We start from the raw sequence: 15,273 nt of genomic DNA, 5'->3' as shown, positions 1-15,273 counted from the left end.
CAATTAAACGAGGGTTTATTGGCGCTGAAATAAGTAAAGGTAGGAAATAACATGACTCCAGCGATTAAAGTAGCAGAAAAGCATAAAATTGCCTTTCAAGTTCATCAATATAAACATGATAAAAAACATGAGTCGTATGGGCTAGAAGCCGCTGAAAAAATGAATGTGGACCCGAAACGAGTATTTAAGACCTTAGTGGTGGATCTCGATAAACAATTGGTGGTTGCCATATTACCTGTGACTGAGCAGTTAAATCTGAAGGCAGTTGCCAATGCGTTAAAAGGCAAGAAAGCACAGATGGCGGACAAAAACGACGTATTACGTTCATCGGGATATGTATTAGGTGGCGTAAGTCCTTTAGGACAAAAAAAACAACTCACCACAGTGATTGATGATACTGCAAAGTTATACCCAGATATTTATGTCAGCGCAGGTAAACGAGGTTTAGAAATTCAATTAAACGCAGAAGATCTAGCATCGATACTATCGGCTAGTTTTGTCGCTTTAATATAGTTAACTCAATGTAATTAAAAGAAATAGTTTTTAAGGAACGCTGGGTGAAATTAGCCGACAGGCTAGTGATATGACCGGAACCGCTCTGCGGTTCCTTTTTTCAGCTTGCGCCTTGCAAGCTTTTCATTGTTCTTTACTCCATTAATTTGCGATAAATCATTTCTATTCATTTTCTTTTAAATAGTTAAAGATCTTTTAAATCACTCTGTGTTAGCATCGCGCTGAAAAATCTTGATCAATTGTTTATTTGTTAATGAGAGTCGAAATGGAACAGTTTATTACCCTTTATTTAAAACTATTTTTTATGATGACACCTTTCTTTGTGTTGTCAGTATTCTTGATCTTGAGTAAGAGCCTTAGCTCAAGTGAGAAGAAGCGGGTAATTTTAAAACTGAGCATTACGGTATTGATTATTAGCTTAGTCTTTTTGATTTTTGGGCAATATATTTTCAGTTTATTTGGTATTACCTTGGATGCCTTCAAAATCGGAGCGGGTACCGTATTGTTTTTAAGTGCATTGGAGATGATTAAGGGTGATACGGAAATGCCAGAAGGCACCAATAAGCGCGGCGGAGACTTTGCTATAGTACCTTTAGCTATTCCTGTTGCTATCGGACCTGGTGTGATTGGTATTTTAATGGTAATTGGTGCGGAATTAGAAAGTTTTACTGACTTTATGAGTGTGATTGCTTCGTTGATTGCAGCGGTATTATCAATTGCCGCAGTGTTGCTTTTTTCAAACAAAATTCAACAGTTATTAGGGCAACAAGGTTTAGAAGTGTTACCTAAAATTACTGGATTATTTGTATCTGCGATTGGTGCGCAAATTGTCTTTTCTGGTGTGAAAGGGTTCTTTGTCGATTCTCTTTTATTACATTAAGGTTTTAATCTGTATTTAGCCTTTATCGATTATTCATTGGGTTTAGCTTAAAAAAGTTAAACCTAGTTTTATTTTATGCTGTAACAATAGATAAAATATGAGACTTTATTTGGCTGATAAAAATGCGACGTTAAACTCTTTTCAATGACCTTAATTTCTTATGAGGATTTGATTTATTTTCCTCTTTATTTCATCTTTTATCTGTTTGATATTCGACGTTATCGTACAACTATTGAACACTTATTAAGTGATGATTTTCATCAATTTAATCTGTTTATGTTAACAATTCACTGAAAATTGTGTGAAATAAGCGTGGATCTATGAAAAATAGGGCTTGCATGTCGTTTTTCCTATGGACTGCCTATCGACTATCGTCATAACAGTGTCTATAATGGCGCGTCTTAAATTTCACCATATAAATTACAAACTAATTTTTAATTAAGGTGTCATTTCTATAATGCGGTAGTCCACGCAAATACACCTTAGTGATGAAAGTAATACATTTTTCTTTCATCAGTAAAAACAATTTTTAATGTAAAAGATAAAGGAAATACAATGCAAGTTTCTGTTGAATCTACACAAGGTCTAGAGCGCGTATTAACAATTACTGTTGCCGCTGAAGCATTTGATAAAGAGTTTGATGGTCGTATCCGTCACCTATCTAAAACACAACGTGTTGATGGCTTCCGCCCAGGTAAAGTACCTGCATCAGTTATCGCTAAGCGTTTCGGTGCTGCTATTGAGCAAGAAGTTGGTGGCGAAGTAATGCAACGTAACTTTTACGAAGCAATCGTAGCTGAAAAACTAAACCCAGCTGGCGCACCTGCTGTTGCACCACAACCGCGTAAAAAAGGCGAAGACTTTGTTTTCACTGCTACATTTGAAATCTACCCAGAAGTAGCGCTTAATGCATTAGAAGAGTTAGCTGTTGAAACAGTATCTACTTCAATTGAAGATGCTGACTTAGATAACATGTTAGTGACGCTACAAAAGCAACATGCTGAGTGGAAAGAAGTTAAACGTAAATCTAAGAAAGATGACCAAGTAACGGTTGACTTTGAAGGTTCTATCGACGGTGAATTATTCGAAGGCGGTAAAGCTGAAGGCTTCCAAATCGTTCTAGGTAGTGATCGTATGATTCCTGGTTTTGAATCTGGTATTCTTGGCCAAAAAGCAGGTGAAGAGTTCACAATCGACGTGACTTTCCCTGAAGATTACCATGCTGAACAGTTAAAAGGTAAAGTTGCACAATTCGCAATCAACCTAACTAAAGTTGAGCAACAAATTCTTCCTGAACTAACTGAAGAGTTCGTTAAGAAATTTGGCGTTGAAAGTGGTGACTTAGAAGCTCTAAAAGCTGACGTTAAGAAAAACATGCAACGTGAACTTGATCAAGTAGTTAAAAACACTGCTAAAGACAATGTATTAACTGCATTAGTAGAAAACAACGAAGTTGAAGTACCAAAAGCATTAATCGATAGCGAAGTTAACGTTTTACGTAAGCAAGCTATGGAGCGTTACGGTAAAGAAATGGATCCAAACAACTTACCTGAATTACCAGCAGAATTATTTGCTGAGCAAGCTGAGAAGCGTGTTAAAGTTGGTTTATTATTAGGTGAAGTGATCAAAGTTAACGAATTAAAAGTTGACCAAGATAAAGTTTCTGCATTAATCGAAAACGCAGCATCTGCTTACGAAAACCCAGCTGAAGTTGTTGAATACTACAAAAACAACAAAGAGCTAATGCAAAACATGGAAAATGTAGCATTAGAAGAGCAAGCAGTTGATTTTATCATTGAAAAAGCTAAAGTAACTGAAGTGAAAAAATCGTTTGATGAAGTGATGAATAAACCTGCTGCTTAATAGTTTTTAACTATTAATTCAATTGGTTATAAATTTCAATGGCTCGAGTGATTTCACTCGGGCCATTTTCATTTTGGTAGACACAATAAATAAAAATAATTTAGGATGGAATATGACTAACCCATTTGCTGGAAATACGGAACAAATTAGTAACGCACTTATCCCTATGGTTGTTGAACAAACGGCAAAAGGTGAGCGTTCATATGATATCTATTCTCGACTATTAAAAGAGCGTGTTATCTTTTTAACAGGCCCTGTTGAAGATCACATGGCAAACTTGATTTCTGCACAGTTATTATTCTTAGAATCAGAAAGCACAGAGAAAGATATTTACATCTACATCAACTCACCAGGTGGTTCAATTAGTGCAGGTATGGCGATTTACGACACTATGCAGTTTATTAAACCTGATGTAAGTACTATTTGTATGGGGATGGCTGCGAGTATGGGCGCATTTCTATTAGCAAGTGGTGCAGAAGGTAAGCGTCATGTATTACCTAACGCTAAAGTAATGATTCATCAACCTTTAGGTGGTTTCCAAGGTCAGGCATCTGATTTTGAAATTCATGCTAAAGAGATCATTGCAACAAAACAACGTATGAATGAGTTATTAGCATTCCATACAGGTAAAGATATTGAAGTTATTGCGCGTGATACAGACCGTGATAATTTTATGCGTGCACAAGAAGCAGTGGATTACGGTATTGTGGATTCTGTTTTAACGCGTAGAAAATAATTGAGAGGTATTGATAACTATGTCGGATAAAAATAACAATGACGCTAACAATAGCAGTCTATTGTATTGTTCGTTCTGTGGTAAAAGCCAACATGAAGTTAAAAAGCTGATTGCTGGACCTTCTGTGTACATTTGTAATGAGTGTGTTGACCTTTGTGACGATATCATTAAAGAAGAGATTGCAGAGTTAACAAGTACTACTGATACGGATAACAGTAAGAAAAAATTACCAACACCGCATGAGATTCGTGCCTCTTTAGATGATTATGTAATTGGTCAAGACCTTGCTAAGAAAGTACTTTCAGTAGCAGTTTACAACCATTACAAACGTTTAAAACATGGTGACATTGCTGACGGTGTTGAGTTAAGCAAATCAAATATCTTACTTATTGGTCCAACGGGTAGTGGTAAAACATTATTGGCTGAAACCATGGCGCGCTTATTAGATGTACCTTTCACTATGGCTGATGCAACAACATTAACTGAAGCCGGTTATGTTGGTGAAGATGTTGAAAACATCATTCAGAAGCTATTACAGAAATGTGATTATGATCCTGAGAAAGCGCAACGAGGTATTATTTACATCGATGAAATCGATAAAATTACGCGTAAATCTGAAAATCCATCAATTACTCGTGATGTATCGGGTGAAGGTGTTCAGCAAGCGTTATTGAAATTAATTGAAGGTACTGTTGCTTCTATTCCTCCTCAAGGTGGACGCAAGCATCCAAATCAAGAGTTTATCCAAGTGGATACCTCTAAAATACTATTCATTTGTGGTGGTGCATTCTCTGGTTTAGATAGCATTATCGAACAGCGTATTGATACAGGCGCAGGTATTGGTTTTGGTGCTACAGTTCGAGACGAAGATTCAAAAGAAACATTAAGCGAAACCTTTAAGAAAGTTGAACCTCAAGATTTAGCTAAATATGGTTTAATTCCTGAATTCATCGGTCGTTTACCAGTAGTGGCAACGTTAACTGAATTAGATGAAGAAGCATTAGTTGAAATTTTAACTGCACCTAAAAATGCAATTACGAAACAATATGCTGCTTTATTTGGTTTAGAGAATGTTGAGCTTGAGTTCCGTCCTGAAGCATTAACAGCGATGGCTAAAAAAGCAATGAGCCGTAAGACTGGTGCTCGTGGTTTACGCTCTATTGTTGAAGCAGTATTGTTAGATACAATGTACGATTTGCCATCAGTCGAAAACGTAACTAAAGTCGTGGTGGATGAAGGAGTGATCGTAGGTGATTCTGCGCCATTATTAATCTATTCTGAAGATGATGCTAAACGCGTTTCGTCTGATAAATAAGCAGTTAGTAACTGTAAATTAAAAAAAGAGAGCTTTTAGCTCTCTTTTTTTATTTATATGCTTGAAAAAAAACAATTCATCCCCAATATTATTGTTACTTACGATTTTTTATAGCGAGTTGAGCTGTGTCATTTTTCGACTTGTCATTATTTATCTATCCATTTTCAATACTTTTTCCGGGGACAATATGAAATTAGAAACAGATCAGCTGTTGACATTACCTGTCTTACCACTTCGTGATGTTGTCGTTTATCCGCACATGGTTATCCCATTATTTGTCGGTAGAAAAAAATCAATCAGCTGCTTAGAAGCAGCTATGGAACAGGGCAAAAAAGTCTTATTAGTTGCGCAAACTGAAGCAACCTTGGATGACCCTAAAATTGAAGACTTGTACCCGGTCGGTACAGTGGCGAATATTTTACAATTACTAAAACTGCCTGATGGTACGGTAAAGGTTTTAGTGGAAGGGGTACAACGCGCTAACATCGTTCGCAATATCGATAATGAAGAATACTTTTTTTCTGAAATTGAATTATTGGAAAGCGAAGGTGTTGACGAAAAAGAGGAAGAGGCGCTAGTCAGAAGCGTACTTGGTCAGTTTGAGTCATACATTAAATTAAACAAAAAGATTCCACCTGAAGTATTAGCATCAGTGAATGGGATTGATGAGCCTGAGCGTCTTGCTGATACGATTGCTGCGCACATGCCATTAAGTTTAGAAGACAAACAAGCTGCATTAGAGTTAACCAATGTAACGGAACGTTTTGAATACCTAATGGGTATGATGGAAAACGAAGAAGACATTTTAAAGGTTGAAAAGCGTATCCGAAGTCGTGTTAAAAAACAGATGGAACGTAGCCAGCGCGAGTATTACCTTAATGAACAGATGAAAGCGATTCAAAAAGAGTTGGGTGATAATGAAGAAGGGCAAAGTGACCTTGACCAACTTGCTGAAAAAATTGAATCGGTAGGCATGTCTGCAGAGGCAAAAGAGAAAGCATTATCTGAGCTTAAGAAGCTAAAAATGATGTCTCCAATGTCATCGGAAGCAAGTGTGATCCGTACTTACATCGAAAGCTTAGTGAATGTGCCTTGGAAGAAACGTAGTCCTGTTAAAAAGAACTTAGCAAAGGCGCAAGAAATCCTAGATCAAGACCATCATGGCCTTGAGAAGGTCAAAGAACGTATTTTAGAGTACTTAGCGGTACAAACGCGTATCAACAAGTTAAAAGGGCCTATTTTATGTCTTGTTGGGCCTCCAGGTGTAGGTAAAACCTCATTAGGTCAGTCTATTGCTCGTTCAACTGGGCGTAAGTATGTGCGTATGGCTTTAGGTGGTGTGCGTGATGAAGCGGAGATCCGTGGTCATCGTCGTACTTACATTGGTTCATTGCCGGGTAAATTGATTCAAAAAATGACCAAAGTGGGTGTTAAAAACCCATTATTTTTATTAGATGAGATCGATAAAATGGCCTCTGATATGCGCGGTGATCCTGCTTCTGCATTATTAGAAGTGCTAGATCCTGAGCAAAATAATAGCTTTAATGATCATTACCTTGAAGTTGATTATGACTTGTCTGACGTAATGTTTGTTGCAACATCTAACTCAATGAATATTCCTGGCCCATTATTGGACCGTATGGAAGTGATCAATCTTTCTGGTTATACAGAAGATGAAAAATTGAATATCGCTAATCAACATCTTTTAAGCAAACAGATTAAACGTAATGGTTTAAAAGAGAGTGAGATTACTATTGATGACAGTGCAATCATTGGCATTGTGCGTTACTACACGCGTGAAGCGGGTGTGCGTGCCTTAGAGCGTGAAATCTCTAAGATCTGTCGCAAAGTGGTGAAAGATATCTTATTAGATAAGAGTCTGAAAAAAATTGATGTAACTATCGATAACTTGAAAGATTATTTAGGTGTTCGCCGTTATGACTTTGGTAAAGCTGATTCTGCTAATCAAGTGGGACAAGTAACTGGTTTAGCATGGACATCTGTTGGTGGTGATCTACTGACTATTGAAGCAACTTCTGTACCGGGTAAAGGTAAGTTAACTTATACTGGTTCATTGGGTGATGTCATGAAAGAGTCAATTCAAGCGGCGATGACTGTGGTACGCGCTAAAGCAGAAGAATGGCGTATTAACAGTGATTTTCACGAGAAACGTGATATCCATGTACATGTTCCTGAAGGTGCAACACCAAAAGATGGTCCAAGTGCAGGTGCCGCAATGTGTACCGTGCTTATATCAAGTTTAACGGGGATTCCTGTTCGTGCTGATGTTGCGATGACAGGTGAAATTACTCTGCGTGGTGAAGTGCTTCCTATCGGTGGATTAAAAGAGAAATTATTAGCGGCGCGTCGTGGTGGTATTAAAACAGTATTGATTCCGTTTGAAAATACACGTGACTTAGAGGAAATCCCTGATAATATTAAAGACCAACTTGAAATCAAACCTGTACGCTGGATTGATGAAGTATTAGAAGTTGCATTACAAGATAGTATCACCGGCTTTTCTGTTGAAAAAAACGACAAATAGGTGACTAATCGCATACAATACGGGCTAGTTCGCTAATTTTATTGAAATTTACTTGCTTGAATTTGAATAGAGAAGTAGCCTAGCTCAAGTTTTTTACAATGTGCCACTCAAGATGAAGATAGCACCAATTATTATAAACAGGGGATTTACAAATGAATAAAGGACAATTAATCGATAACATCGCTGAAAGCGCAGACATTTCCAAAGCGGCTGCGGGCCGTGCATTAGATGCATTTATCGAAAGCGTAACAACAGCTTTAGTTGAAGGCGACAGCGTATCTCTAATCGGTTTTGGTGCTTTCTCAGTTAAAGAACGTGCTGCTCGTACAGGTCGTAATCCACAAACTAACGAACCAATCCAAATCGCAGCTGCAAAAGTACCTGCATTTAAAGCGGGTAAATCATTGAAAGATGCTATCAACGCTTAAGCGTTTATTAGCTCTTCCATGTATTAAGCGCGTCCTATGATGCGCTTTTTTTGTTTTTAGTCTTAAAGAGTAAAATATTATGTTAGAAAGAATGCGCGAAGGTTCGCAAGGAGTCGTCGCAAAAAGTATTTTGATTGTGATCATCCTCTCTTTTGCTTTAGCTGGTGTCAGTAGCTATTTAGGCACTTCATCAGTGAATGCTGCTGTAACCGTAAATGGTGAAGAGATTTCACAGCAAAGTGTTGAACAAGCTTATCAAAATGAAAGAGCACGTTTACAACAGCAATACGGTGAACAATTCGAACTATTAGCTTCTAACCCTAATTTTGCACAACAAGTACGTGCTCAAGCGACACAAACCTTGATCACTGAACGTTTAGTAGCACAAGCTGTTGCTGATATGGGGTTACGTGTTGGTGATGAGCAAGTTAAAGAAGCGATTCGTAACACTCCTGAGTTCCAAGTCGATGGAAAATTCGATAACAACTTATACTTATCACTGTTACGTAATAACAATCTTTCACCTGCGCAGTTTAGTGCTAACTTTAAGACTGATTTAGTACGCGTTCAGCTATTAGAAACATTAGTAGGCAGTGAGTTTGTTTTACCTTCTGAAGTGGCACAAACAAGCCAATTACAAGGCCAACAGCGTGTGGCGCGTATCTTAAACGTAGATAGTGCTGATTTTGTTGCGGAAGCGAATGTAACAGCTGAAGATATTGAAACTTATTATGCTAACAATAGCCAAGCTTTTCAAAGCCCTGAGCAAGTCAATGTAGAATATATTGTATTAGATTCGGCAACATTGACTTCAGAAGTCAATGTGACAGAACAAGATGTTCAAGATTACTACGATCAACATCAATCTGATTACGAACAAGTAGAACGTCGTAAAGTTGCACATATTTTCATTCAAGGTGATTCTGATGAAGCGAAAGCAAAAGCAGAAGCTATTTTAGAAGAAATTAAATCTGGTGCTGATTTTGCTGAGCTAGCAAAAACGAAATCGGAAGATGTTTATTCTGCTAAAAATGATGGAGAGTTAGATTGGTTTGAACGTGGCGTGATGGATCCAGCTTTTGATTCAAGTGCTTTTTCTTTAACTAAGGCTTCACCTATTTCTGATGTTGTTAAATCTGAATTTGGTTACCACATCATTAAGTTGATCGATGCACAAGAGAATACTCCTCGCCCATTAAGCGAAGTTAAACCTCAAATCGAAGTTGCATTGAAAAATGAAAAAGTACGCAGCATTTTTGATGATTTATACCAACGTTTAAGTGAAGTGGCTTTTGAGTCTCCTGATAGCTTAGAAGAAGCATCTGCTGAAGTGGGTGTTGCAGTTCAAGAAAGTGGTTTATTCTCAAGTGACGATGTACCAAATGAATTAGACTCTCGTGATGTATTGAGTCAAGTATTTGATGAGAATTTCCGCGCTGAAGGTCTTAACTCAGAAGTTATTGACTTAACAGACTCTAAAGCGATTGTAGTGCGCGTTAAAGATTATCAAGAAGCAGCCACAAAACCGCTTGCTGAGGTAACTGATCAAATTACTGTGCAGTTAGAAGAGCAAAAATCAGCGGAAGCTGCTAAGCAATTTGTGGAGTCTTTAATGACTAAGCTAAATGCGGGTGAGTCAATTGATAGTGAATTAGCAAGTAAAGATCTTACTTTCTCTTCACCATTAACGTTAGCGCGTTACAGCCGTGATTACGATACGCAAATCATTCAGCGTTTATTCCAATTAGCGAAACCTGAAGCTGGTCAAGTAACGCGAGATTATGTTGCAACAGCACAAGGTGATTTTGCTTTGGTTGAGTTGTCTGATGTAATTGAACAAGATGAAAGTAAAGTTGAAGAAGAAACTGAAAAACAGTTAGCGGCTATGTTACAACGTAGTACATCAGAAGCGACTTATCAGGCTTTAATTACTTTATTACTGAACAATGCTGATATTACTTACGCGGGCCAATAATCTATATTGATTCTTAAGTCATCGCATTAAGTAATCTAAAAGCGGCTTTCATAAGCCGCTTTTTTATATCAATCATTCTATTTATTTATCCCAAAACTCTTTTCTGAAGTGCTTTCGACATACAGACACGTAACTCTCATTACCACCTATTTCTACCTGCGCACCTTCATGTAAGACATTACCATTACCGTCCATACGTAAAATCATATTGGCTTTACGACCACAGTGACAAATGGTTTTTAATTCGATTAATTTATCAGCCCATGCCAATAGGTATTGGCTACCAGGAAATAATTCTCCTTTAAAGTCAGTTTTGATGCCGTAGCACAATACAGGAATTCCTAAAATATCTACTACGTATGTGAGTTGTCTAACCTGTTCTTTACTTAGGAATTGTGACTCATCAATTAAGATGCAATGTTGTTTATTTTGTTGATGTACTTTACCTATCATTTCAGCTAGATCATCATTCTCGTTAAAGATGTGTGCATCACTTTCGATACCAATACGTGACGATACTTTACCAATACCTGAACGGTCATCAATTCCTGCTGTTAATACATAGGTATTCATTCCTCGTTCACGATAGTTATAAGAAGATTGGAGTAAAGAGGTCGATTTCCCTGCATTCATTGCAGAATAATAAAAATAAAGTTGTGCCAAAACATGGTCCTATGAATAATTAAATAGCCCCCTTGATTGATTAATAACAGTTTTTTATGGATAGTAGGGGGAATAGCCCATGATAACATTAGCAACTGAATTTTTATTCTAATCATTTTTATGTGCTTCATGTTTTACGTCAAAATATGATCGATGTGCTTTTTCAAGTTGCATTGGTTAATAAGGAGCGACTATGAATCAAGCTGTTTTACATTATGTTTACGATCCTATGTGTAGTTGGTGTTGGGGTTTTAAGAAAACGTGGTTACAACTGGTGGAAGCATTAGCGAATGATGAAGTAGAAATAAATTATCATTTAGGAGGGTTAGCCCCAGATAGCGACCAAGTAATGCCCGAAGAATTACAGCAAACACTGCAAGGTATTTGGCGTACCATTCATGCTAAGTTAGGCACTGAATTTAATTTTGATTTTTGGACTGAGTGTCAGCCTCAACGTTCAACTTACCCTGCATGTCGTGCTTGTTTAATTGCAAGGGAAGAGGGCAAAGAACAAGAGATGCTATTAGCTATTCAACAAGCTTACTATTTACAGGCTAAAAATCCTTCTTTGAGCAGTACTTTAATCGAATTAGCTGAACAAGTGGGTTTGGAGGGGGAACGCTTTGCTACTCAGTTAACTAGCCAAGAAATTAATACAAAATTAATGAAAGAAATTTCAGTAAGTAGGGCGATGCCAATTCAAGGCTTCCCATCTTTGGTATTAACGGTAGGGGGAGACGTTTTTCCGATTGCGGTTGATTATAACAATTGGCAAAAGACCCATAAGCAAATTACGCAGTTAATAAACAATAAATAATATAGTTTTTTAAACGGTAAGATACTATAAAGCCCATTGATAACAGTGTATCAATGGGCTTTTATTTTTAACCTTTTAAATTGATTTTATGCAGCGTTTTCTCGCGCTTCAATAAATTCAATAGCACGTGAAATACGAGCAACACTGCGTTCCTGACCAATTAATGCCAAGGTAACGTCAAGAGAAGGGGATTGACCTGCTCCGGTAATGGCAACACGTAAAGGCATACCTACTTTACCCATACCTACTTCTAATTCAGTTGCGGTGTCTTCAATGATCTTATGTAAGTTTTCCATTGACCAGTCATCAGTAGCTTGTAGTTTACTTTGTACCAATACTAGTGCTTCTTTCGCTACTGGACGTAAGTGTTTTTTCGCCGCTGTTGCATCAAACTCTTCGTAGTCTTCATAGAAGTAGCGGCTTGAGCTTGCTAGTTCTACTAATGTTTTTGCACGTTCTGCTAATGCTGTAACAACTTCTGTTAATTCAGGGCCATTACTTGTATCAATATTTTGTTGATCCATGTGCCATTGTAGATGTTCTGCTACATAAGCTGGATCTGATGTTTTGATGTAATGATTGTTTAACCATAATAGTTTGTCAGTATTAAAGGCTGAAGCTGATTTGCTGACATTGTCTAAGCTGAATAGGTCGATCATTTCTTGCTCAGAGAATACTTCTTGATCGCCATGTGACCAACCAAGACGAACTAGATAGTTATTAAGTGCATTAGGTAAGAAACCTTCATCACGGTATTGCATCACTGATACTGCACCATGACGTTTTGATAGTTTCGCACCATCATCACCTAGAATCATTGAACAGTGTGCAAAAGAAGGTACCGGTGCACCTAATGCTTCATAGATATTGATTTGGCGAGGTGTGTTATTAATATGATCTTCACCACGTACTACGTTAGTAATTCCCATATCCCAATCATCAACGACTACACAGAAGTTGTAAGTCGGTGAGCCGTCACTACGACGAATAATTAAATCATCTAACTGGTCATTAGCAATTTCAATTTTGCCACGTATTTCATCTTCAAAAACAACAGTACCTTGTTTTGGATTACGAAAACGAATAACACAATCTTGATCTTCTGTTGCTGCAGCATTTACTGCAACAATTTTAGGGTGGTTGGCATCGTAACGAGCCATCTCTTTATTTGCTTCTTGCTCGGCACGAATTTCGTCTAATAATGTTTTAGGTGCGTAACATTTGTAAGCTTTATCTTCTGCTAATAGTTTTTCAACCATTTCATTGTAACGGTCGAAACGTTTAGTTTGGTAGTATGGACCTTCGTCCCAATCTAAACCTAACCATTTCATTCCTTCTAATATGGCATCAACAGCTTCTTGAGTAGAGCGTTCAATATCCGTATCTTCAATACGTAATACAAATTGGCCACCTTTACTTTTAGCATGTAACCATGAATATAGTGCAGTACGTGCGCCACCAACGTGTAAGTAGCCGGTAGGGCTAGGGGCAAAACGAGTTTTAACAGTCATTAAAAAGCTTCCTTATAATACAGCTTGAAGAGTAGTGCGCATATTTTAACGGAAAGCTATCTAATTACATTAACTATTTGCTAACAAACTAATTTTGCATAATAAAATGCAGCAAAATACAAATATTAAGCGTTTGTTGCCTACCCTTTGAGCAGTCAGTTAAAAAACTACAAATTTATTCAAAAAGGCCTTGACTGAAAAAAGGCTATCCCTATAATACGCCCCACAAACAACGGCAGAGCAGTTAAGCAGTTGTTATTAAGTAATATGGGCGATTAGCTCAGTTGGGAGAGCATCGCCCTTACAAGGCGAGGGTCACTGGTTCGAACCCAGTATCGCCCACCATATTACTTAGTTCATCATAAGAACTGAAACTATGAACTTGAAGTGGGCGATTAGCTCAGTTGGGAGAGCATCGCCCTTACAAGGCGAGGGTCACTGGTTCGAACCCAGTATCGCCCACCATGATATATACCAAAATAAGATTAAAGATGGGCGATTAGCTCAGTTGGGAGAGCATCGCCCTTACAAGGCGAGGGTCACTGGTTCGAACCCAGTATCGCCCACCACTTTCAAGTTGTTACAATTTAAGATAAAAATTAAAGATGGGCGATTAGCTCAGTTGGGAGAGCATCGCCCTTACAAGGCGAGGGTCACTGGTTCGAACCCAGTATCGCCCACCATCTTTAATCTCTTATCTATAATTAATCTAAACTTCATATTTTCTAATCATTAACTTTATCACTTTACTTAAGTTTTTATTGTTTATAATAATTAAGTCAAATTTAAGTACTGAAAATATTCGTTCTTAATGATTTTATTTTTTATTTATTAAACCCTCTAGTCCATTTGCTACACATTAAAGTCCAATCAAAATTTCTTGTCTTATTTTTAGTTCAAGTCTCTATATACAAGCACTTAATGCTATATCAGAGTCGTATTTAATGTGAAACAAAGCTACCTTTTAGAAGTTTTTTACTTCACTTTTAATATTAATTAATAATCAAATTTACTATTGACGAGCGTTTGTCTATAGTTATTACTTTAGGGGGGATGTTTTTCGAAGATGGAACTTTGAATATAGCCCTTCTTAATCTCTTTTTTAAGCAAATGTTATCTGAATAGCCGTATTAATTGTTAAAGTTTTGTCGGTTTTTAATAATTATGTAAAACATAATTTTGGAAGTTTATAGTCTCGTGGGGAATAGTAATGGATAAGCAAAATAACCAGGTTAACGAAAATAGTGAAACTGAAATTGAATTAACTGATCAGCAGGCAGTTCAAACAGAAGAACAATTAACTGTAACTGGTGAATCAATCGTGCCTGAGCTAGAACCATTAATTTTAGAAGAGACGGCTGAAGCCCCTGTAGCAGAAAATATTGAACTACCAGATATTCAAAATGATCAGACAGAACTTACTGATATTGATACTGATGACTTAGAGGCTATTTTAGCTCTTGGTGAAGAAGTTCTAGATTTAGACATCGAAACAGCTGCCGGTGAAGAGTCTGATGGTGGTGGTTTTTCTCTGGTTGATTTTGAACGTGATGGTGAAGAGACTATTGCGACGACTAATTTCGATACAACTACGTTTGATAGTGCCTCTGAAAACGAGCAAGAATTTACTGATACAACCGATGACAGTAGTGTTTTAACTGTTGCAAATACAGCTCCAACAATCATTATTAGCAGCACCAATGACTTTACCGAAGATGACGGCAGTGCCGTTGAAGGTGCCGTGGTTGCGACCTTCGAAACAACGGATGAAGACGGTGACGAGGTTACTGTTACGTTAAGCGATACCGTTAATTATGAAATTGTTGACGGCACGGTTGTATTAACTGAAGCCGGAGCAGCACTGGTCAACAGCGGCGAAGAGCTACCTGAATTTACTTTGATTCCAAATGATGGCACGACTGACGGTGAAGCAGTTTCTGTTGAGCCAAGTGTAACCACGACGAATGATGCACCAGAAATAACTATCACTAGCAGCAATGACTTTACTGAAGATGACGGCAGTGCCG

12 protein-coding genes and 4 tRNA genes are annotated in these 15,273 nt (G+C 37.6%); 14 read left to right on the top strand and 2 right to left on the bottom strand.

The features are described from left to right. The first annotated feature begins 51 nt into the window (after window positions 1-51). From ybaK to ppiD, 8 genes are all read left to right on the top strand, one after another. Window positions 52-513: a Cys-tRNA(Pro) deacylase gene (gene ybaK / locus OW492_RS03085; RefSeq protein ID WP_290038362.1), complete on the top strand. Its 462-nt coding sequence runs from the start codon at window positions 52-54 to the stop codon at window positions 511-513. Between the two features lie 265 nt (window positions 514-778). Then, window positions 779-1,393: a MarC family protein gene (locus OW492_RS03080; RefSeq protein WP_290038360.1), complete on the top strand. Its 615-nt coding sequence runs from the start codon at window positions 779-781 to the stop codon at window positions 1,391-1,393. A 555-nt stretch (window positions 1,394-1,948) separates the two neighbouring features. Then, a complete protein-coding gene (gene tig / locus OW492_RS03075) occupies window positions 1,949-3,256 on the top strand; it encodes a trigger factor (RefSeq protein ID WP_290038358.1) in 1,308 nt (435 codons plus the stop codon). Between the two features lie 112 nt (window positions 3,257-3,368). Further along, a complete protein-coding gene (clpP, locus tag OW492_RS03070) occupies window positions 3,369-3,992 on the top strand; it encodes an ATP-dependent Clp endopeptidase proteolytic subunit ClpP (protein WP_290038356.1) in 624 nt (207 codons plus the stop codon). Window positions 3,993-4,011: 19 nt separating this feature from the next. Continuing rightward, complete coding sequence (gene clpX / locus OW492_RS03065) at window positions 4,012-5,307, top strand: ATP-dependent protease ATP-binding subunit ClpX (protein WP_290038354.1); 1,296 nt, start codon at window positions 4,012-4,014, stop codon at window positions 5,305-5,307. 187 nt (window positions 5,308-5,494) lie between these two features. Then, complete coding sequence (gene lon / locus OW492_RS03060; protein WP_290038353.1) at window positions 5,495-7,852, top strand: endopeptidase La; 2,358 nt, start codon at window positions 5,495-5,497, stop codon at window positions 7,850-7,852. A gap of 152 nt (window positions 7,853-8,004) precedes the next feature. Further along, the gene (locus tag OW492_RS03055; protein WP_290038352.1) at window positions 8,005-8,280 is read left to right on the top strand and encodes an HU family DNA-binding protein; all 276 of its coding nucleotides are present in this window, start codon (window positions 8,005-8,007) and stop codon (window positions 8,278-8,280) included. Window positions 8,281-8,359: 79 nt separating this feature from the next. Beyond that, window positions 8,360-10,255 carry a peptidylprolyl isomerase gene (gene ppiD, locus OW492_RS03050; protein ID WP_290038350.1) on the top strand — a complete coding sequence of 632 codons (1,896 nt, stop codon included), beginning with the start codon at window positions 8,360-8,362 and terminating at the stop codon, window positions 10,253-10,255. Between the two features lie 81 nt (window positions 10,256-10,336). Here the strand turns inward: ppiD and OW492_RS03045 are convergent, their stop codons facing one another. Beyond that, the gene (locus OW492_RS03045) at window positions 10,337-10,918 is read right to left on the bottom strand and encodes a thymidine kinase (RefSeq protein ID WP_290038348.1); all 582 of its coding nucleotides are present in this window, start codon (window positions 10,916-10,918) and stop codon (window positions 10,337-10,339) included. Between the two features lie 193 nt (window positions 10,919-11,111). Here OW492_RS03045 and OW492_RS03040 point away from each other — a divergent pair, with 193 nt between their 5' ends. Further along, on the top strand, window positions 11,112-11,735 hold the full coding sequence (locus OW492_RS03040) for a DsbA family protein (protein WP_290038346.1): 624 nt from the start codon (window positions 11,112-11,114) through the stop codon (window positions 11,733-11,735). 86 nt (window positions 11,736-11,821) lie between these two features. Here OW492_RS03040 and gltX read toward each other — a convergent pair whose 3' ends face one another. Beyond that, window positions 11,822-13,246, bottom strand: coding sequence for a glutamate--tRNA ligase (gene gltX / locus OW492_RS03035; RefSeq protein WP_290038345.1), 1,425 nt, complete (start codon window positions 13,244-13,246; stop codon window positions 11,822-11,824). Between the two features lie 269 nt (window positions 13,247-13,515). On the opposite strand from gltX, the gene OW492_RS03030 reads away from it, so the two are divergent. The 5 genes from OW492_RS03030 to OW492_RS03010 all read left to right on the top strand — a co-directional run. Then, a tRNA-Val gene (locus OW492_RS03030) sits at window positions 13,516-13,591 on the top strand. 44 nt (window positions 13,592-13,635) lie between these two features. Continuing rightward, window positions 13,636-13,711 (top strand) — tRNA-Val (locus tag OW492_RS03025). Window positions 13,712-13,739: 28 nt separating this feature from the next. Next, window positions 13,740-13,815: transfer RNA gene (locus OW492_RS03020), tRNA-Val, on the top strand. Window positions 13,816-13,853: 38 nt separating this feature from the next. Beyond that, a tRNA-Val gene (locus OW492_RS03015) sits at window positions 13,854-13,929 on the top strand. A 527-nt stretch (window positions 13,930-14,456) separates the two neighbouring features. Further along, a partial coding sequence (locus tag OW492_RS03010) for a hypothetical protein (protein WP_290038343.1) occupies window positions 14,457-15,273 on the top strand: 817 nt, incomplete at its 3' end.

It is taken from the genome of Psychromonas sp. 14N.309.X.WAT.B.A12 (genome assembly GCF_030397575.1).
Taxonomy (GTDB): Bacteria; Pseudomonadota; Gammaproteobacteria; order Enterobacterales; family Psychromonadaceae; genus Psychromonas.
Note: the sequence above shows the minus strand (reverse complement) of the source record. Positions and strands in the feature narration are given on the sequence as shown.

Excerpts from the sequence above, each read along its gene's own strand:
- ybaK (WP_290038362.1), top strand. The coding sequence starts at position 52 with ATGACTCCAGCGATTAAAGTAGCAGAAAAGCATAAAATTGCCTTTCAA.
- OW492_RS03080 (WP_290038360.1), top strand. The coding sequence starts at position 779 with ATGGAACAGTTTATTACCCTTTATTTAAAACTATTTTTTATGATGACA.
- tig (WP_290038358.1), top strand. The coding sequence starts at position 1,949 with ATGCAAGTTTCTGTTGAATCTACACAAGGTCTAGAGCGCGTATTAACA.
- clpP (WP_290038356.1), top strand. The coding sequence starts at position 3,369 with ATGACTAACCCATTTGCTGGAAATACGGAACAAATTAGTAACGCACTT.
- clpX (WP_290038354.1), top strand. The coding sequence starts at position 4,012 with ATGTCGGATAAAAATAACAATGACGCTAACAATAGCAGTCTATTGTAT.
- lon (WP_290038353.1), top strand. The coding sequence starts at position 5,495 with ATGAAATTAGAAACAGATCAGCTGTTGACATTACCTGTCTTACCACTT.
- OW492_RS03055 (WP_290038352.1), top strand. The coding sequence starts at position 8,005 with ATGAATAAAGGACAATTAATCGATAACATCGCTGAAAGCGCAGACATT.
- ppiD (WP_290038350.1), top strand. The coding sequence starts at position 8,360 with ATGTTAGAAAGAATGCGCGAAGGTTCGCAAGGAGTCGTCGCAAAAAGT.
- OW492_RS03040 (WP_290038346.1), top strand. The coding sequence starts at position 11,112 with ATGAATCAAGCTGTTTTACATTATGTTTACGATCCTATGTGTAGTTGG.
- gltX (WP_290038345.1), bottom strand. The coding sequence starts at position 13,246 with ATGACTGTTAAAACTCGTTTTGCCCCTAGCCCTACCGGCTACTTACAC.